Genomic DNA, 20,588 nt, shown 5'->3' with positions numbered 1-20,588 from the left:
TAAGACGTATTATCTTACATAATAAAATTAATGAAATTGCGAGGAATTTTGAAATGAAAAAAGGGATTAACCGTGTTGTACTAGTAGGAACAGGAGCGGTTGGATGTAGTTATGCTTACTGTATGATTAATCAAGCTGTGGCTGAAGAATTTGTTTTAGTTGATGTAAACGAAGCAAAAGCTGAAGGGGAAGCAATGGATTTAAGTCATGCTGTTCCATTCGCGCCAGCTCCAACTAGAGTATGGAAAGGTAGCTATGAAGATTGTAAAGATGCTGATCTTGTAGTCATTACGGCTGGATTACCACAAAAACCAGGCGAAACACGTTTAGATTTAGTTGAGAAAAACGCAAAAATCTTTAAACAAATTGTTCGTAGTATTATGGATAGCGGCTTCGATGGTATCTTCTTAATCGCAACTAACCCTGTCGATATTTTAACTTACGTAACTTGGAAAGAATCTGGTTTACCGAAAGAGCGCGTAATTGGTTCTGGTACAACACTTGATTCTGCTCGTTTCCGCTATATGTTAGGTGAGTACTTCAATATTGGTCCACACAACATTCACGCTTATATTATCGGCGAACATGGCGATACTGAACTTCCAGTTTGGAGCCACGTATCAGTAGGTATTCAAAAACTACAAACACTGCTTGAAAAAGACAACACGTATAATCAAGAAGATTTAGACAAAATTTTCATAAACGTTCGTGATGCAGCTTACCATATTATTGAGCGAAAAGGTGCAACTTATTATGGTATTGGTATGTCACTTCTACGTGTTACTAAAGCGATTTTAAATGATGAAAATAGTGTATTAACTGTATCGGCTTACTTAGAAGGTCAATATGGTCAAAAAGATGTGTATATCGGTGTACCTGCTGTTTTAAATCGCGGCGGTGTTCGTGAAATTTTAGAAGTAGAATTAAGTGAAGACGAAGAATTAAAATTCGATCACTCTGTTCAAGTGTTGAAAGAAACAATGGCTCCTGTTCTTTAATGATATATGCAAAAAGCAATCCAAAATTTGTTGGATTGCTTTTTACTTTATTTTCTATTTTTTAATCGATTCCTCATTATTTACATCAAGTACATCTAATAAGAAGATGAAGATTGGTATCCCGATAATAAGCCCCCATATTCCAAGGAAATGTTCAGAAAAGATGAGAATCATAAATGTATAAAAGATTGGTAAATTTGTTTTCGCAGACATAAACTTCGGATTTAAAAAATAACTTTCAAGAGCATGGATGACTGTTATGAACACGAGTATGTATACTACATATATAACTCCTCCTACGTTATAAGCAATGATACAAAGTGGAAATAAAGAAATAATCACACCTGCAACCGGAATTAACCCTAGTAGAAAAATCATAACAGCTAATACGAGAAGCTGCGGAAATCCTAAAACAATTAATGCAATAACAGTAAGAATACAATTTACAACCGCAATTAAAAACTGCGCTTCAATTACTTTACCGAATGATCTTGCAAACCTTTCGCCAAAATATGCAATCTCTTCATAAAAAATCTTTAGCTTACTCTCTTTAAATTTAGAAGTAAATGTAATAATACGCTCTTTTTCTAATAAGAAAAATAAGCTTAATATGAGAGACAATAATATTTGTAAACTTACCTTCCCTATATTTGCTATCGATTGATAGATAACATCTACACCTTGTTCTATATACTTTGATACTTCCATTCCGTTAATTGTCGAAAGTGCATATTTAATAATTTCATTATCAGGCGGGTTTTGAAAGAACAATTTAAATTGATAAATCAATTGAGAAATTTGTATCGTTAGCACAGGTAAATATTTATACAATGTCGTGCCAATAAAGGAAACTAATATGATATACAAACAGGCAATAACAATTTTCCGATTCACTTTCAATTTCTTTGAAATAAAACGTTGAAATCGATCCATTAAAAATGTCAGTATAAACGTAATTAATATTAAATTAATCATACTTTTTAATCCATATAATACAAGCGCTACTATTATTAAAACGAGAAACCGTTGAAACCCTCTACTTCGAAAAAAATTTTTCACTTCATTCATTAAAATTTAACCTCCCCCTTCAATGGATGGAAATTGAATATATTACATTTTATGAACTTCTATAGACAATCTTTCTTACTAATTAGGAAGAATCCTTTTTTTCTTTTTATATTGTTAGATTCTATTTATATTAGCCCACCTACTTACTTCAGTTGAGCTCTTTTTTTCGTTTAACCTTTTACAATTTAGGTGATTTTCTATTTCTAGACTGCTGCTCATACGCATATCCAATATTAAACAGTTCCTTCTCACCGAATTGCTTCCCGACAAACACTGCACCTACTGGCTCTCCATTGTTATCATATCCTGCTGGCACCGCTAATTCTGGATAGCCAGCTACAGCGGATAGAAGAACTTCATCGTTATTAATCATAACTAGAGCATCCAAACCTTTTTCTACTAAATATCTATCTAGCTCTTTTCTTGCATTTTCTTGACTCGTTTGCACTACTTTTTCAAACTCATCTTTCGTTATAGCAGATTTTTCAGATCCCTCAATTAATGTTTGTCCATATTTTATTCGTCTATTACTATCCTTTTTATTAAACGCTATAATCTCTTCTAACGATTTTACCGGTACATTTTTTTGCTTTGAAAGAAAATCGTTAACATTAGGTTTGAATTCATATTCTAATGTTTGTAGATTATCTACACCCTCAGCGTTTAACTGAATATCATCAGTCAATATTGCACCTGCATCTTGAAGGTCTTTTCTTATCTTTTGTGCTACTTCTTTTCTATTGTCATCTTGTCGATCTATTGAAAATAGTACTCCTACTTTTTTCCCTTTCAAACCGTCTATTGATAAGTCTTTCGTATAATCCATTCTTTCTTTATCTTTCATTTTTTCTGTCATTGCATCTTTTTCATCATAACTTACCATTATGTTAAATAACGTTGCAGCATCCTTTACCGTTCTTGCCATCGGTCCTGCTGTATCAAGTGTTTCAGCTAATGGAATAATGCCTGATCTACTCACCATACCTAGTGATGGACGTAACCCAACTACTGATTGCTGCGCTGCAGGTGCTACAATCGATCCTGTCGTTTCTGTTCCGACTGCAAGCGGTGCAAAATCTGCTGCAACTACTGTAGCAGATCCAGAGCTTGATCCTGATGTATCAAACGTAATCGGACCATACGGATTCAAATTTTGTCCTTTTTTCCCGCTATATCCGCTAGGCATTGTAAAGGATAAATAATTTGCCCACTCAGACATATTCGCTTTTCCTAAAACAAAAGCACCTTCTTCTTTCAACTTTTTCACAATCGTCGCATCCTCATCTGCAATCCAATCTTTTAACACATACGTTCCTGCACTAGTCGGCATCACTTTTTCCGTCTGTACATTATCTTTTACAATGACAGGAATACCATATAAATTCGATTTTTTATTTCTACCTCGCCCTTGATCTAACTTTCTTGCTTCCTCCATCGCATTAGGGTTTATCTCTGTAACAGCATTTAATGTTATTCCATTTTGATCATGTTCTTGTATTCTAAAAAGATAAATACTCGTTAATTCTTCATATGACAACTTTCCATCATCAATCATTTTTTGAAGCTCATCTATAGTCGCATTTACGACTTCTTTTTCTTTTATCTTTACATTTTCTATGTTAATTCCTTTTAACTGGTTATGTATCGGTTTTAACACTCTATCTTTATCATATACGATACGCTCAGGTTCCTTTGGAAAATAATTTTTATATACGTAATATCCGCCAGCACACGCTAATAAAACAATGCCTCCAGCGATAGACAGCGTTACCTTTACCCATTTCTTCATGTTGCTTCCTCCACTCTATAAGGTGCTTCTTTATACGAAAAAGAGAGTTACCTTTTACTTAACTCTCTCCAATCAAAATGCTAAATGAAAAAATGAAAGATTTCAATCTAATTACTTCTTTTTTTGCATTTGCTTTGCTAACATTTCTTTCACTTGATTATACGTTAACCCTGAATTTTTATTTAAACGCTTTACTTCCTCAACATCAGTACCTACCACTGTATATTTTTTCTCATCATTCATTTTCCTAATTCCCTTCTCAACGGATTATTTCTTATATTTCTTCCCTAAATGCGCATAAATTAACACCACTACAAAAAAGGAAGCTGTTTTTAAGCACAGCTTCCTTCTCGTTACATATTGTATTTCTTAATAAAATTTCACTACATCTTCAGTAGGCAAGAACGTTCTTTCTGCTGGTTGTTCGTTTGGTTCACCAAATGGCATTTGACCTACTAAGCTCCACTCAGCTGGAATGTTCCAAGTTTCTTTCACTTCAGCATCTACGATTGGGTTGTAATGTTGTAATGACGCCCCAATTCCTTCAGCAGATAATAACATCCACACAGTATGTTGTAACATTGCATTTCCTTGATGAGACCAGAATGGGAACTGATCTTTATATAATGGTGCGTTTTCTTGCATTTTTTCTACAGTTGCTTGATCTTCAAAGAATAGTACAGTCCCTACACCTGCATGAAAACCTTTTAGTCTTTCTACAGTCGCTTCAAAGTTTTCTGCTGGTACGCGGGCTCTTAATGTTTCTTTTACAATATCCCAAAATTTTCCATTCTCTCCATCCATTAATACAACCATACGACCACTTTGCATATTGAAAGATGTTGGTGCGTGTAAAGCTGTTTTTAACACTTCTTCAATTCTTTCTTTCGTAATTGCATCATTTTTTGTTACTTTACGAATCGAACGGCGGTTCACGATTGCTTCTTTTAAGTTTGTTGTAGTTGCTGACATTTTAATTCCTCCAAATGTTTGTTTTATGATCTATTTTGTTATTTCATAACAAGCGAATTAGCAATATCCATCGGTATTACATTGCATACCTTCAAATGAATTTGTTTTATCCTTTTCAATTTCTTTATCAATGACCCTTTCTAGTGTTTCTTTACTAGCAAGCCCTTGAATGACTTCATCTCCAATCATGACAGTTGGAACAGCCATAATATTCGCTTCCTCATATGCGTGCTGAATTGCTTCTTGATGCTTTTCTTTATATTTACGAGTTACTAAAGCATCTTTAAATTCGGCTTCAGGAAGACCTACTTCTACCGCTAATTTTGTTAACACATCAATATCTTCAATGTTTTGCTCTTCTTGGAAAAACGCTGTGAATACGCGGTGATGATACTCATTACCTAGTCCACGTTCTTTCGCAAATTGACATCCTTCAAAAGCTAAATGTGTATATGGATGTGGTGAAACACGTGGCAAGCGCATTTCAATTCCTAACTTCTTCGCTGTCGGAAGAATGAAAGCATCCCATGAACCTAATTTTTCTGGTTCATTCCATGGATCTATTTTTGAATATGGACTTGGACGCAGCTCAAATGGCATCCATTCAATCTCTACATCTTTTTCTTTCGCTACCTCATCTAATGGACCTTTTGCTAAAAAACAAAACGGACATATAAAATCTGAGTATACTTTCATTTTTACAGTCATAACTTTTACACCTTTCTTTTAGTTGTAATCACATTAGTTACATTAATGATAAAAAAAATATAAATATGATTTAAGCATGCATTTTTTCTTGCAACGATTCAAACAATTGACCCATCGTAATATTTCTCAAAACTTCTTCCAGCGCGGATTGCGCTTGAATCAAAATGACTTCTAATACAGCTTGAATATTTGCTCCAATTGGACAATCTGGATTCGGTTTCTCGTGAATATGAAATAGCTTATCTTCTTCGACTACGTTCACTGCATGATACACATCTAACAATGTGATTTCATGTAAATCCTTTAGTAATCCCGCGCCACCCGGTCCACGATTTACGTAAACAAAGCCAGCTTGTTTCAAATACGACATAATTTTACGAATGACTACTGGATTTGTATTGACACTCTCAGCCATATAGTCTGAAGTACAAAGTGAAGATGGATTGTTTTTCAAAATAGATAAAATATGAACAGCTATGGAAAAGCGGCTACTAATTTTCATCGTGATCACCACCTCGATGTAATCATTATAGTTACAACTAAAAGATAAGTCAATCCTTTTCATAGATTTTTTATAAGCAAATTAAAAAGTGTCCCATTACGATATATGAGACACCTCTTTTTATTCTGCAAATAGCGCTTGAAATTCTTCAATAAATAGCTGCACAGCGATTGAAGAATCCTTTAATGAAGGAACAGCTAAAGCAATTTCTCTCCATACTTGTGGTTCTAATTCTCTCGTTTGCACATTTTTTGGTAAATTCGTTAAAGATAATTCAGCTAATATTGCAATACCTAATCCTTCTTGAATCATATTTAAAGCTGTCGTAACTGTCGAAATTACATACTCAGCTCGGAGTGGTACGTTTGATTGTTTAAACATATCGATAATCGGGGGTTCGTATCCACCCTTACATAATATGATCGGTTCATTCTCCAAATCACGAATTGTAATAGCTTCCTTCTTGCAAAGAGGATGATCCTCTCTTAAAATAACAACCATTTTCCCCTTCGTTAATGGGACAATCTCCATCTCTTTATTAGGCAAAATAACAATTCCTATATCAACAACCCTCGATACTAACCAATCTTCAACTTCCTTAATCGTTCCCTCACAAAGAACGACTTCTAAGTTCGGATACTTTTCCTTAAAATGATTTATCATTTTCGGTAAAAAATGTGCAGAAGCACTCGGAAAACTCCCAATTCGAATCGTCCCAACTTCGTGCCCTTTCTCCATTGCAACTTCTTGTTCAATCTTCTCTACACTGCTCAAAATCTCTCTAATATGTACAAGAATTCTGTTTCCTACATCCGTAACGAGTAACCCTTTTCGTTTATCCCGTATAAGAATCGTAACTCCTAACTCTGATTCTATACTTGAAATCGCATGACTTACAGCTGGCTGCGTCATATTTAACACCCGAGCAGCCTTCGTAAAACTACCTAACTCAACAGTTTTTATTAATACTTGTAGTTGTGTAATGGTCATAACTAATCACTTATACTCCTCATAAAAAAGATTCATTTTATTTATTACAGTCGATATCATATCATAGTGAAATGAATAACAACAAGGAGGTCTTACAGTGACACAGCTTTCTCGAACTAAGACGGCCATAATCCTTACCTTTCTCGTTTTCATGTGGGGAATCAATTGGCCTTTATCTAAGTTTGCCCTGCATTATACACCACCCGTTTTATTTGCAGGCATTCGCACTTTAATTGGAGGATTCATTTTACTTCTGTTCGCATTACCGAAATACAAAGAGTTACACTTAAAAGAAACTTGGCATTTATACGTTATTTCTTCTTTACTTAACATCATTATATTTTACGGGTTACAAACTGTAGGTCTTCAATATATGCCTGCTGGTTTATTTTCCGCTATCGTATTTTTACAACCTGTTTTACTTGGTATTTTCTCTTGGATATGGCTTGAAGAATCAATGTATGGTTTAAAAATTTTCGGGCTTGTACTTGGATTTATTGGTGTAGGAGTGATTAGCTCTAGTAGTTTAACTGGACATATTTCTGTCATTGGAATTCTTCTTGCATTAGGATGTGCGATTGGCTGGGCACTTGGAACAGTATTTATTAAGAAAACTGGTCACCGTGTGAACGCCATTTGGATGGTAACAATTCAGCTGCTTATCGGCGGTCTTTGTTTAGTCGGATTTGGCTCAGAATTTGAAAGTTGGTCTAGTATTGCTTGGAGTATGCCATTTGTTAGTGTACTACTCTTTATTTCATTCTTTGTTATTGCAATGGGGTGGCTTGCTTACTTTACACTCGTTGGAGCTGGTGAAGCAAGTAAAGTTGGGGCTTATACATTTCTTATTCCACTAATCGCTATTATTGTAAGTTCAATTTTCTTACATGAGGCCATTACTATTAGCTTATTCATCGGACTATTATTTATTGTAGTGAGTATTTGTTTCGTAAATATAAAGCCAAAAGCACTTGCTGTAAGGCCGCAGGTTGAAGTGAAATAAATATGAAAAAGAGCCTACTGTTTGTAGGCTCTTTCTTATATCTTACTTTTTACGACGTACTACAAAAACACACGTACCTACCGACGATACAATCGCTAAAATAGATAAGACTATCGCTATTACTTGTATTTTACTAGTACCTTCATTCTTTTCTACATTAGATACTTCACCATGTTCTCCTGTTACTGACGTACCTTTTGCAATTGTAGTAAGTGAATGTGGTTTTTCAGCTTTTTCATCGCCTGTCCATTCAACAATTTCTCCGTCTTTATATTGTTGATATGCATCCCAAGCTATTTTTTGTTCTTTATCCGGATTTTTAGCGACAAAAGTAAATCGCTGGAACTGACCGGGTAAAATCCCTTCTCCTGTTGCTTCCCATACTACAGTTTTCACTTTTCCAACATTATCTTTTTGTTCTTCCATTTTCCACCCTGGCACTGGTTCATACTGTTGGAATTCCACACCAGACGGTATTTTCAGTGTAACTTTTGTTGTTGCTACATTCTTTTCAACTGGTACTTTTATCGTGTAAGTCTCCCAAGAACCAATGTCAGAAGTTGCTGGCTTTACAGTAACGTGCGCACTAACAGGTAACGAAAAAATTCCCATTGCAATTACTGTTGCGATCATTGTTGTTCCTAATTTTTTTATGCGTTTCATTTTCTATTAGCTCCTTTTCATCTATAACGTCTCTTTATCTGCCACCTACAATAAATTTATAATCCGTATCAAAGCTATCAAGAGACTTTGTTAATCCATGTACTTGTATATTCCAGTTGCCTGTCATGTTAATATACATACTTTCTGCTTCATATTCTCCCGGTGAAACTGCCGAAACTTTAAATGATCCTTTTCCCATATTCATATCTAACGATTGCGTAGTTAATATAATTTGTTCCATATCAGTAACAGGTTGTCCGTTCTCATCCTTTAAAGTAATATGGAATATATTTTGTCCTACTCTATTAGGACTTACATTTAGCGTCATTTCATATCCATTATCTAATTGTTTACTCTCTGTAAAAGGTCCAGTAGGAGGCATAGGTGGTGTTTGTACGTTTGTCATAAAAGCTACGATTACGAAAATGATAATTCCAATGATAAACTCTACTTTCACCGTAGCACCTAATCCTTGCTCCACTCTCATTCTCCCTTTCACATAATGAATAATTCCCAATATCCCCATGAAAATGAATAAAAGCACCTTTGCTAATAAAGCTAATCCATACTTCGTATCAAATAACGAGTGGATTGTTGGAATAAAAAATGTACTGTTAAAAAGACCTGTTATTAAAATCACAATGACAGCACATGTTGCCCACGGTGAAAAACGCTTAATCATATCCCAATACATATGCCACTTGTCATCCTCTTTACGTAAAAGAAGAATAATGGACGATAGACCACCAACCCATAATGAAGCTGCTAATAAATGTAGAAAATCCATAACGACAGCAATGTCTTTAAACTTTAAACCATATGCATGACTATTAAATGCTTTCATAACAAGTATCCCGATAAACAATACTATTGGAATACTCCATACTTTAAACGACGAAAGTTTCTCACGCCTCATCGCAAAATACGTAACGATTATAAGCAAACTAATAAGAGTCATTTGAGTAACCCATACATAACTAAAAACAGAAAGCTGTAGCGTTTCTTTTAATAGTAAAGGATTGAATGCTTCTAGCCATGAAACATCCGCATTTATTTTCGCTTGTAGTGGTAGATTGAATAACAAACTAATCAATATCCCAAATAAGGAAATCCATATTATGTTCTTACTCCTTGATCGTACCGAGGTTGCATTACCCTTATACATAATAAGATTAAAGAAGAGAACTCCTATAAATAGTGAGAAACTTGTATATAAAATTCCACGTTCCATAATCATATCAATTTGCGGGACATACCCCATCTCTTCTACCTTTACATCGTCTACTCCCGCTTCTGCTAATCCAATACGGAATGGAATAACTCCTTGAATTGGATGGCCATCAGCTGAAATCACTTTCCACTGAATAGAGTAGAGACCGTTTTTGAGATTCTCTTTTAATCCGGCTTCTAATAGCTTTTTATTTTTTTTATCAATATGAGCATCTTTTAAATCGACCCTTTTACCTGATGTATCTCTCACATACAATGTATTAAAACTTGAGACTTGTATGTCCTCATCGAATTCAATTTGCACAACAGCTGGTGCTTTCTTCAACGTTTCATTTTCAGCAGGGTTTGATTTCACAATGTACGCATGAGCAGATGCACTTTTTGGTATCAATATAATAAGCACACATGCAATGAATAGCCATGCCCCTAACCTTTTCATTACTTTCACAATCATTTCACTTCTTTCTTCCTCATCGCTATACTTTCATTCCTTAAAATTCTCAGGTTTTATTCTTCGGCGAAATATTAACCTTATTAAATATAATCTTCTATACGGTATAACTCTTTGTTTGTCTCTCATCGCTAAACTTCTAATACAATAGTAACTACCTTCATAGATACAGCTTACATTTTTAAAGTAGATTGTTATTATATCATAAAATATATTTATGTAAGTTCCTGAAGAAGAAAAGTTATCGTGAATCATTTGTGAAGAAAATGTGAAATACATAAATAAAAAGATGTTACTTTATTACGTAACATCTTTTTAAAAATATCTTTTTCTACTTCTCTTCCGGATAATCACAATACTCAATGATTGTTCCCTCTGTATCCGCTGGGTTAAGATAAATTAATCTTCTGCCGTGTTTATTAATTCGAAGTGTATGCTCTAACGTTCGAATGCCTTGCTCCTTTAACTCTTCTAAAGCTACATCTAAATCATCTACTCGATATGCAACATGATGTACACCTTTACCTTTTTGTTTGATGAATCTGGCAATTGGCGACGTCGTATTATTCGTCGGCGCAAGCAATTCAATTCTATCTCCCTCCACTTCAAGAATGGCTACTTCGCTTTCAACACCAGGCGCTTCACTTACGTAACGATCTATTAAAGTTCCTGACAACACTTTTTCATAAAAACGTATCGTACTATCTATATCTCGAACTGCGATGCCGATATGATCAATTGTTTTTTTCATTTTATTTCCCCTACTACTTTATTTTCTTTCATTATCAATAGTAACAAAAAAAGCTATAGAAACAAGTTCTATAACTTTTTTATTTAACCTATTTTCTTATTCGCACTAGCCGCTGGTTGAATTTGATTTTTTACTTTTAAAACGCTAATGCCATATCCGATAAATCCACCGATAATCGCTGGGAAGATCCAGCCTAATCCTACTTCCTGCATCGGAAGGAATTTAGTGAACACTTGGCTTACTACTTCAACGTTAACTCCAGCTGCACTTAATCCATCGAATAAGCTGATAATAAATGTTACAGTTAAGCTCACTTGATAAACTTCAGCTCTTCCTTTGAATAATGAATGGAAGAATGTTAAGAAAATCAATACGATTGCTAGTGGATAAATTGCTGTTAATACTGGAACAGAAACTGCAATTAATTGTGTTAATCCTACATTTGCAACAATTGCACTAAATATACATAGCGTGATTGCAATTGCTTTGTAAGGAACATTTGGGAATAACTTATGGAAGAATGAAGAACATGCTGATACAAGTCCCACACTAGTTGTTAAACAAGCTACTGTAATCATTAACCCTAATAATACTCCGCCATATGATCCAAAATAGTAGTTAGAAACTTTCGCTAATACTTCTCCGCCGTTCTCTAAATGTCCAAGCTTTGCAACACTTGAAGCACCCATATAAGAAAGTGCTGTATAGATAATTGCTAAAATAGATGCTGCAATGATTGTTGCTTTTGCACAAACGACCATAATTTGTGTTTTCGTTTTTGCACCTTTTTCTTTAATTGCATTAATGATGATGATTCCGAATACGAATGATGCAAGCGTGTCCATCGTTAAGTATCCTTCTTGGAACCCTTTAAAGAATGCATGTGATGTATAAGCTTCAACTGGTGCTTGCATTTCTCCAATCGGATGAATAAAAGCAACGATTACTAAAATACCGATGAAAGTTAACTTAATTGGCGTTAAGATTTTTCCAACAATATCGACAATTTTCGCAGGATTTAGCGAAAAAAAACAAGTGATGCTAAAGAATACAATTGTGAAAAGAATTAAAGGTGTAGAACCTAATCCCTCTGGCATAAACGGTTTAAGACCAATTTCATAAGAAACATTTCCTGTTCTTGGTATTGCAAATAACGGGCCAATCGCCAAGTATAAAACTGTTGTAAACACAATCCCGAATACTGGGTGAGCACGACTTGCTAATGACTGTAAATCATCTTTACCCGAAAAACCAAATGCTAGTACACCTAGTAATGGTAATCCAACACCTGTTACTAAAAATCCTGCATTAGCAATCCATACATTCTCCCCTGCCGATTGACCAAGCATTGCTGGGAATATTAAATTTCCTGCCCCAAAAAATAGTGCAAATAACATTAAACCAATAACAACTATGAACGAAAACGGTACTTTATTCGTCATAATATAACCTCCATTCAAAATAAACTATGTCATTTCCATTTTTAACTAATTGAATTTTCTGAATATTTAATTTAAGTATCAACTATTCTTGAACTCATTATAGTTTGCTATATAATATTTTGCAATACTATTTTCAAACTTTTCTTTTATTTTATAAATATACATTTTTTAACATGAAAAATAGACTAAAAAACCAACATGGTCATCCATGTTGGTTTTTCCATTTTACTATCAATTAATTAAAATTTCGCCGCTACTTTCTTAACGTTCTCTAGACCTTCTTCAACAATTTGTTGTGAGCGATCTGGATATTGGTTGTGCCCTTCAATTACAACAGTCTCTGGATTTGTAATGCCCCAGAATCCAAGTACAGTTGTTACGTAATTAACTGCCATTTCCATAGGAGCCATTTGTTCTGAAGAGTAATCTGAACCACGAGCACCTAACACAACTACTTTCTTACCACCAGCTAAACCTTCTGGGCCATTAGCTGTATATTTAAATGTTTTTCCAGCTTGAGATAAGTATGAAATATATGTGATTAATGGTGCTGGTACTGTAAAGTTCCATAATGGGAACGCAAATACAACTTTATCAGCTTCTAAAAACTGATTTAAATATTGATCTACTGTAGCAACTGCCTTCTCTTCTTCAGCTGTTAACTCCATACCTTGGCTACGTTTGTATCCACCTGAAATAGCAATATTTCCGTAATAAGGAAGATCTAATGCAAATAAATCTAACTCTGTAATTTCTGTATTCGGATTTGCTTCTTTATAAGTACTTACAAATGTTTCATACATTTTTGAACTAACTGCTTGCTCCGCTGGACGATCGTTTGCTTTTACAAATAATACTTTTGACATTGTTTTATTCCCCTCTACTTTTGTATTTTCTTCTTTTTTACCAAATAACGAGCTAAATAATCCCATTTTCTTCACCTAAACTTTCTTATCATATTCATTATTCATCATCACAAAAATTCTTATTCTAATAAAGTGAAACTTTAATCAGTGGGGGTCTTCATCCCCCACTGATTATTAGTTGAACCAATCGGACTTTTATGGGCAGTTGATCCCCACCTAATTTCTTTGCTTTCGCTGAATTTTGAGATGGGGGTCTTACTGCCCATTAAAGTCGGATAAAAAGTTCCAATTGATACCTTAAGTAAAGATACAAAAAACTTTTTGTTATTTAATTACCTTATGTAAGCGATTGTAATATAGCAACTTACTTTAGTCAAGTAACTTTTAATAAAAAAATAAATCTCAAATTAAAAACATTTACTAAAATACAATTGAACACCAAATACGACTTTATTACTTGTATAATAAAATTAGAGAGGAAAATTCATATTTAGAAAGGATTTACTCATGAGCACTGTAGAAAAGATTCAAACTTTTATTATTCTTTTTGCTGTTACATGCGGCATCGTACTCGGACAATTTCATTTGATTCATATGTATTCAGAGCAATTTATTGTCCCCTTCTTATTTTTCATGCTGTATGGATTATTCCTCAGCATCCCATTAAAAGAAATAAAAAACGGATTCCGCAATTTAAAATTTGCGGGAACAAGTCTTACTATTAACTTCTTATGGACACCTTTACTCGCTTGGGGATTAGGTGCACTATTTCTTTCAGATCATCCCGCACTTTGGGTTGGATTTATTATGTTAATGGTTACTCCGTGTACAGACTGGTACTTAATCTTTACTGAAATAGCGAAAGGAAATGTAGCACTTTCTACTGCGATTTTACCTGTAAATTTAATTTTACAAGTACTACTCCTTCCCATTTATTTATTTTTATTCGCTGGTGTTATGAAGACTGTAGCGGTTTCTGTTTTAGTAGAAAGTATTGTTATCGTAATCGTCTTACCATTTTTACTTGCACACGCTACAAAATTCATTATGAATAAACTGAAAAAAGCTGAAACGCTCGAGAATAAACTCATTCCGTTTTTCAGCTCTGCCCAAATTGTATTTTTAAGTTTAGCAATCGTAGCAATGTTTGCATCACAAGGTAAATATTTACTACAAAATATGAATGTCGTTTTATTATTACTCATTCCTGTTCTATTGTTCTTCATCATTAATTTTGTACTAGGACAATTTATCGGGCGCGTTATGCGTTTATCTTATAAAGATACAGTAAGTCTAAACTTAACAACGTTAGCAAGAAACTCACCTGTTGCACTTGCTATTGCTGTAACAGCTTTTCCAAATGAGCCTCTTATTGCACTTGCACTCGTTATTGGACCGTTAATTGAGCTACCAGTACTTGCTTGTGTTTCACAGGTGTTGTTACTTATTAAGAAGAAGAAGCAATATACATAATAAAAAACGTCCTGCTATAGGACGTTTTTTATTGTCGAGAAATTATATAATGAACGATCATTATCGGCTCTAAGCATTTTATACGTTATAGAAGAATTAATTTGTCGTTACATTAACAGTTCCTTTCTAATTAAAAATTAAAGGAAACGTAAATATAACGAAAGCTGCCCAAAGTCCGTAGATTGGCAAATACTTCGTAACAGCATCTTGGATAGCTGTCGGTCCTGATTTGTTTTGCAAGAAACGCATATAGGAAAACATAATCCAAATGAGATTTGCCCAAATCAGTATGTTTACTCCTAAAACAGCAAGTCTATTAGGTGTAATACCGTAAGAAGAAAGTCTGAATACGATGGCTGACAATGCTACAGTGTCAATAATAAGTGCCAGAACAATTAAGGCGAAATTTATATAATCTGAAATGCTCTTTTTCTCGTCTGAATCACTCTCAACGATAGAAAATATAGTAACAGCCAATACACCAAGGAGTATTCCGTTAAAGGCCATTAGAAAATTACGATCCAAGAATGGATTTTTCCCGACCCAAATTACCGTTATAAGATAAATAAACAATGTGATCAAGACAAGCGGACTAAAAATTTTAGATATGTATGGCGTAATATTTTTAGCAAGTTTAAAATTCAATGATACTAAGTATGCAGCCACTACAGCGAGAGCGGCAGCTCCAAATAAAACAACATTACTAAAATAGAACTCTCCTATATCCAAGTCAACAAAGCTAAATAATCGCATGGTGAATATTGCTAGTATCATTCCACTCACTGCCATGCTCGCATAGAGAAGGCAATATTCTAAATTAAATTTAATATACGCTAATCTTGTACTGCCTTTTGAATATTCATTTCCCGTAAACGCAAGTCCCAATAAGACCCATAGCAATATAGGAAGATGTAAATACGCAAGGATACTGCTGTCTTTATAATTTAATGGCAACATATTGAGATACAACCCGGAAATTAGGAACAACGCTGCAAGGGAATAAATAATACTTTTTTTCGGAGTATTATTGTAAACAAAATAAGCAGCGATAAAGGGAATTACACCAAAAGCCAAGTTAATTGGAGCAATTGCTTCCTGCTCAACAAAGTGGAAAATGATTCTCGTGCTTAGCCCTGCTAAAATAGCTAGCATGCCCATGAATAAGAAACCTTTTTGAAACAGCGATACTTTTTCTTTATTTGCCGTCTCCTTGAAATGTAATCTTTCATACCAAGCAGCTAGAACCTGCGAATCAAGATTTTCATCCCACGCTTGTGAGAATGACTTTCTAAAAGCTTTCGGGTCTTTTCTATACATCTTCTCCAACTCATGAGGGTTATCCATATTTTCAATAATCAAATTGTTAATGTCCATATTTATACCTCCTCTAATTTTAAAAAATAAAGTTGTTACCTTTTCCATAAAAAGCACCACACTTATTTATTATGATTTTGATTTCAATATAACTTTTATCGTTTTACAATAAAAATTTATTATTTTAGATGATATTTTTATTGCATATTTTCAGTTTTCCTCTTATCTTCTTATCTCCCCTTTATATAAAAGAAATGAGAAAGATGATATTAATATCCTAGTTAACACTAGCTTTTTAAATGATTTTTAGTGATAGTACCGAAAAAACTGTAATTATAAAATAAAAAAGCATGACATAAATTGTCATGCTTTTTTATCCATATATTTTTCCAAACCTAATCTGTTATAGAACCTTTTGTTTGTTGAAAGCACTTGTAATGATTGTATTATTTCTCGGCGGCTCCAAATCAAACTGTTCTTTTATTAAATAATTTAGTAAGTCATATCTCTTCTAATGTTGCTATCATTTCTCTTTGAATCAGAAAGATTTAAAAACAGAAATTAGAATGCTTATTAATTAATTCCATATCCTAAAGATGGCCTTCCACTATTCAGGGAACGCCATCTGTTTCCATTAATTATTACTTTTCTTTATTAATTTTTTCATTTCTCATTAACAAATAAGTAAAGTGAATTTATTCATCTAGTTAAATTTTAAAGCGGTAAATCTTTTTGCTGGAAGACTCTCATCCCAAATCCATAAAGTATTATACCTACACCGATAAGAATAATAAATGGAATTGCTACACTATCTCCATTCAGAATTGCACTTGTATCGAATAACGTATTCAATGATAAATACTTCATCTTTTCAAGACTTTTACTTACTTGCCCCATCAGTTGGAATAGAAAGAATGCAACTGGTATCCCTGCTCCTAAAGCTAATGAGTTTTTTGATAAATTGAACAGGCAAGAGAAAAAGAAAGAAATACCACTAGTTGCAAACATTAATAAGAATAAACCTACGTTAAGCATAATAAAATCAGAAATATTGATATCTACATTGCCTTGGAAAATTTGAATCGCAGCTAGACCAACACCAGTTACGATTACAAACATCATGATAAGTGATGTAATTAAATATAAAGCTTGAGTTCTAACAACGGTACTTCGTTTTGTAGGTGTCGACAGTAAGTAAGCCATTGATCCTCTATCTACTTGAGAAGCAATGAGACTATTGGCTGTCATCATAATAAATATGACTGGTAGAAGGACACCATGCATTGAGTAAAAAGTAGAAGCAAGCATGCCAAGGAACGTTGTATTTTTCATCATATCCGCAAGTGGTGTCCCTTTTACCATATCTGTCATACCAGTTAGAGTAGTTGGTTCAAAAACGGCAATCATAACAGCTAGCATAGCACTAGTTATGACTGTGAATATGATCCATAGTTTAAAATTAGCTTTTAATGTTTGTTTGAAAATAGCTTTACTAAACATAGCTTTCTCTCCTTTTTAATACTGACTATTGAAATATTTCTCAAGTGTATACTTAATTTCTGTAATGAACTTGATATTGTAACCTTTTAACGTTTTTAGTAGTGTATTAATTTGACGGTCATGCACATTTACAATTACTTGGTTTTGAGATCCACGTTTTTCCGTAAAATCAAATGGCTCTGCTAAAAACAGCTTATAATCCTCATGTGAATTAAACTCGATTTTATAAGCCTTTTCCTGATTGTACTTAATCTCTTTTGTCGATTTAACAGCAATAATTTTCCCGTCTTTTATAAGGGCAACCTTATCGCAGGTATGTTCGACTTCATCAAACATATGACTCGACATGAAAATTGTTTTTCCTTTTTTCTTTTGTTCATCCAAAATACTTATAAACTCCGCTCTCATAAGTGGGTCAAGACCCGTTGTCGGTTCATCAAAAATCAAGATATCTGGATCAGCCATCAAAGCAGCTACAATGGCTGTCTTCTGTTTCATACCTTTTGACATTCTTTTTAAATTAGCAGTAGGATCAAGCTGTAGCTTTTTAATAATGGATTCCGCATAAGACATATCTTTTAGACCTAATAATTCGGCTTGTCTTTTCAAAAATTCGGTTCCTGTTGGCGCATCTGGGAATGCAATTTCTCCTGGTATATAGCCAATCATTTTTTTGATTTCAGCGGAATCTTTCCAACAATCCATTCCATTAATCGTTGCGTTCCCGCTTTGCGGCTTTAAAAATCCCATCATATGACGGATTGTTGTAGTTTTACCTGCTCCATTCGTACCGACAAAACCAAAAACTTCCCCTTTTTCAATTGAGAGGCTGACGTCAAAAATTCCCCGTCCGTCTCCATAATCTTTTGTCATGTTGTTTATCTCAATTAGTGGCACTTTGCTCGCCTCCTCCCTCATTTTTAGAATTACGATCATAGAACTTCATAAAATAATCTTCAAGCGTAAACTTGATTTCAGAATAAAAACTCAAATCATAATCACTTATGAAAGCGATAAAATCGTTTATATCCGCATCATTCACACGTAGTTCTGCTTGATTTTCATGAGATTTGAGAGAGAGTACATTTATTTTTTTATGAGAAGATACTTCAATTTTAAAACGTTCGAACACTTCTTTTGAACTGAATTCCACTTTAAACGTTTTCTCCTCATTATGGCGCAAATCGTCTGCAACAAAAGTAGATATTAATCTACCATCCTTAATAATAGAAATTTTGTCGCATGTAGCGTCAATTTCATTGAAAATATGACTTGAAAGCAATATCGTTTTTCCTTTTGCTTTTTCCTCTTTAATAAATTCAATAAACACCTTTTGCATAATCGGATCGAGAGCACTCGTTGGTTCATCAAGAATTAGTACTGCTGGATCATGCATAAAAGCAGTGACAATCGCTAGTTTTCGCTTCATACCAAGCGACATACGTTTCAAACTACCGGATGCATCTAGCTTAAATTTTTCTATTAAATAATTGGTATATGTCATATCTTTGATTCCACGCAATTTTGCCATCATCGCAATAAACTCTGTTCCTGTCAGCGACTCAGGTAAAGCTACCTCACCTGGTAAGTAACCAAGATCCTTTTGAATTTCGCTTGCTTTTTCCCAACTACTCATTCCATTTACAGAGATTTTTCCGACTTGAGGACGAGAAAAACCCATAATATGCCGAATTGTCGTCGTCTTCCCGGCTCCATTCGGTCCTAAAAAGCCATACACTTCACCTTTTTCTACCTTAATCGAAACATCGAATACGCCGCGATTATGACCATAATCTTTTGTTAAATTATCAATCTGTATGACAGGCATATGAATAGCTCCCTTCATGTTTAATTTTATTTTCGTACTAACACTTCGTGTTACTCGACAGACTACTTATTTTTTATCCCGTTCATAACAAATTGAACGACATCCTCAATTTCCTCTTCACTAATAATGTGATTTTCCATGAGTACAAAACGAGAAACAAAAAATCCTGCCAGTAAGGTAAATAACATCTTTAAGATTCGATCAGCTGGAAGATCAATCAGCTCTCCTTGCTCTTTGAATTGTTCTACAATATTTTCAAAATTTTCAAATAATACAGGAACATGTTTTATAAAGTATGGTTTTAGCTCTTTTTTCAATTCTTCTTTATAAATAATCTCCTTAACAATGACTCGAAATATTTCTTTATTTTCCGTAATAAAAGCAACCCTATTTTTCAATAAATTGCGTAAAAACTCCTCAAAAGATGTTGTCTGTTCTAACATAGTTTCCTCTATCAATTCCTTAGCCATGTTCGGGAAAAAGTCATTTACAAACGGTAAAATAACAGAAAGTAATAATTGGTCTTTCTTTCCATAATGCTTAAAAATTGTTCCTTCGGATACGCCTGCAACTTTTGCTATCTCTGCTGTCGATGTATTAGCATAACCTTTCTCAGCAAACAATTTAATCGTTGTCTCAATAATCCTTTGCTGCTTTTCTGTCTTACCTTTTATGAGACCTTGAGCAAGTATTGTATCAAAAATTGGATTTGACAATTCTATTCCTCCTTTTAAAAAAGTGAGTAATCACTCACTGAACTTATTATAAGAAACACAAATATTAAAGTCAACACAAAAGTGAGTAATCACTCACTTTTGTGTTCTGAAAAATATTATTTAGAAACAAAAAATTAACGTTATATATAAGTCTTCAGACATCTGCCCAAATTAGCATTTTATAGACTGATCGTTTGTTTATTTTTTTATACTAAATACGTATTTTACAATATATAAAAAAGATTCATCATTTAAATTTTTCTCTAGTGTAATAAGTTTTCACCTAACACATCAAAACCCTTAGCGAATGAACCATTTTTGTAA

Annotated in this window: 20 protein-coding genes; 3 read left to right on the top strand and 17 right to left on the bottom strand. The window is 33.9% G+C overall.

Annotated elements, in window-relative coordinates; genetic code table 11:
• The first annotated feature begins 53 nt into the window (after positions 1–53).
• Positions 54–998 carry an L-lactate dehydrogenase gene (locus MR083_RS00345; protein ID WP_000715326.1) on the top strand — a complete coding sequence of 315 codons (945 nt, stop codon included), beginning with the start codon at positions 54–56 and terminating at the stop codon, positions 996–998.
• 54 nt (positions 999–1,052) lie between these two features.
• Here the strand turns inward: MR083_RS00345 and MR083_RS00340 are convergent, their stop codons facing one another.
• The 7 genes from MR083_RS00340 to MR083_RS00315 form a co-directional block, all read right to left on the bottom strand.
• Entirely contained in the window at positions 1,053–2,066 is a 1,014-nt protein-coding gene (locus MR083_RS00340; RefSeq protein WP_001006583.1) for an AI-2E family transporter, read from the bottom strand.
• A gap of 178 nt (positions 2,067–2,244) precedes the next feature.
• Positions 2,245–3,855, bottom strand: coding sequence for an amidase family protein (locus MR083_RS00335; RefSeq protein WP_046646895.1), 1,611 nt, complete (start codon positions 3,853–3,855; stop codon positions 2,245–2,247).
• Between the two features lie 111 nt (positions 3,856–3,966).
• Positions 3,967–4,098 (bottom strand): hypothetical protein, encoded by a 132-nt coding sequence (locus MR083_RS27815; RefSeq protein ID WP_000997344.1) that lies wholly within the window; start codon positions 4,096–4,098, stop codon positions 3,967–3,969.
• A 126-nt stretch (positions 4,099–4,224) separates the two neighbouring features.
• The gene (locus MR083_RS00330) at positions 4,225–4,827 is read right to left on the bottom strand and encodes a nitroreductase family protein (protein ID WP_242268223.1); all 603 of its coding nucleotides are present in this window, start codon (positions 4,825–4,827) and stop codon (positions 4,225–4,227) included.
• A 57-nt stretch (positions 4,828–4,884) separates the two neighbouring features.
• Positions 4,885–5,535: a DsbA family oxidoreductase gene (locus MR083_RS00325; protein WP_000216684.1), complete on the bottom strand. Its 651-nt coding sequence runs from the start codon at positions 5,533–5,535 to the stop codon at positions 4,885–4,887.
• A gap of 70 nt (positions 5,536–5,605) precedes the next feature.
• The gene (locus MR083_RS00320) at positions 5,606–6,037 is read right to left on the bottom strand and encodes an Rrf2 family transcriptional regulator (protein WP_000704072.1); all 432 of its coding nucleotides are present in this window, start codon (positions 6,035–6,037) and stop codon (positions 5,606–5,608) included.
• 120 nt (positions 6,038–6,157) lie between these two features.
• On the bottom strand, positions 6,158–7,027 hold the full coding sequence (locus tag MR083_RS00315; protein WP_046646894.1) for a LysR family transcriptional regulator: 870 nt from the start codon (positions 7,025–7,027) through the stop codon (positions 6,158–6,160).
• A gap of 97 nt (positions 7,028–7,124) precedes the next feature.
• Here MR083_RS00315 and MR083_RS00310 point away from each other — a divergent pair, with 97 nt between their 5' ends.
• Entirely contained in the window at positions 7,125–8,030 is a 906-nt protein-coding gene (locus MR083_RS00310) for a DMT family transporter (RefSeq protein WP_139867695.1), read from the top strand.
• A gap of 42 nt (positions 8,031–8,072) precedes the next feature.
• On the opposite strand, the gene MR083_RS00305 is transcribed toward MR083_RS00310, so the two are convergent.
• The 5 genes from MR083_RS00305 to MR083_RS00285 all read right to left on the bottom strand — a co-directional run bounded on the left by MR083_RS00305 (position 8,073) and on the right by MR083_RS00285 (position 13,499).
• Positions 8,073–8,693: a YcnI family copper-binding membrane protein gene (locus tag MR083_RS00305; protein WP_242268221.1), complete on the bottom strand. Its 621-nt coding sequence runs from the start codon at positions 8,691–8,693 to the stop codon at positions 8,073–8,075.
• Positions 8,694–8,727: 34 nt separating this feature from the next.
• Entirely contained in the window at positions 8,728–10,377 is a 1,650-nt protein-coding gene (locus MR083_RS00300) for a copper resistance CopC/CopD family protein (RefSeq protein WP_242268219.1), read from the bottom strand.
• Between the two features lie 328 nt (positions 10,378–10,705).
• On the bottom strand, positions 10,706–11,125 hold the full coding sequence (locus MR083_RS00295; RefSeq protein WP_000750843.1) for a VOC family protein: 420 nt from the start codon (positions 11,123–11,125) through the stop codon (positions 10,706–10,708).
• An 83-nt stretch (positions 11,126–11,208) separates the two neighbouring features.
• On the bottom strand, positions 11,209–12,567 hold the full coding sequence (brnQ, locus tag MR083_RS00290; protein ID WP_242268218.1) for a branched-chain amino acid transport system II carrier protein: 1,359 nt from the start codon (positions 12,565–12,567) through the stop codon (positions 11,209–11,211).
• A gap of 239 nt (positions 12,568–12,806) precedes the next feature.
• A complete protein-coding gene (locus MR083_RS00285; protein WP_000522524.1) occupies positions 12,807–13,499 on the bottom strand; it encodes an FMN-dependent NADH-azoreductase in 693 nt (230 codons plus the stop codon).
• Positions 13,500–13,940: 441 nt separating this feature from the next.
• Between MR083_RS00285 and MR083_RS00280 the strand changes: the two genes are divergently transcribed.
• Positions 13,941–14,906, top strand: coding sequence for an arsenic resistance protein (locus MR083_RS00280; RefSeq protein WP_000108721.1), 966 nt, complete (start codon positions 13,941–13,943; stop codon positions 14,904–14,906).
• Between the two features lie 126 nt (positions 14,907–15,032).
• Here the strand turns inward: MR083_RS00280 and MR083_RS00275 are convergent, their stop codons facing one another.
• From MR083_RS00275 to MR083_RS00255, 5 genes are all read right to left on the bottom strand, one after another.
• Complete coding sequence (locus MR083_RS00275) at positions 15,033–16,280, bottom strand: DUF4153 domain-containing protein (RefSeq protein WP_242268217.1); 1,248 nt, start codon at positions 16,278–16,280, stop codon at positions 15,033–15,035.
• A gap of 654 nt (positions 16,281–16,934) precedes the next feature.
• Positions 16,935–17,720, bottom strand: coding sequence for an ABC transporter permease (locus MR083_RS00270; RefSeq protein ID WP_242268216.1), 786 nt, complete (start codon positions 17,718–17,720; stop codon positions 16,935–16,937).
• Positions 17,721–17,735: 15 nt separating this feature from the next.
• Positions 17,736–18,617: an ABC transporter ATP-binding protein gene (locus MR083_RS00265; RefSeq protein ID WP_242268215.1), complete on the bottom strand. Its 882-nt coding sequence runs from the start codon at positions 18,615–18,617 to the stop codon at positions 17,736–17,738.
• Complete coding sequence (locus tag MR083_RS00260) at positions 18,604–19,548, bottom strand: ABC transporter ATP-binding protein (protein WP_242268214.1); 945 nt, start codon at positions 19,546–19,548, stop codon at positions 18,604–18,606. Before MR083_RS00260 ends, MR083_RS00265 begins: the two co-directional genes overlap by 14 nt.
• 62 nt (positions 19,549–19,610) lie before the next feature.
• Positions 19,611–20,264: a TetR/AcrR family transcriptional regulator gene (locus MR083_RS00255; RefSeq protein ID WP_242268213.1), complete on the bottom strand. Its 654-nt coding sequence runs from the start codon at positions 20,262–20,264 to the stop codon at positions 19,611–19,613.
• Positions 20,265–20,588 lie beyond the last annotated feature (324 nt).

It is taken from the genome of Bacillus cereus group sp. BfR-BA-01408, assembly GCF_022663305.1.
GTDB lineage: Bacteria > Bacillota > Bacilli > Bacillales > Bacillaceae_G > Bacillus_A > Bacillus_A pacificus.
This window is presented reverse-complemented; position numbering and strand designations above follow the sequence as displayed.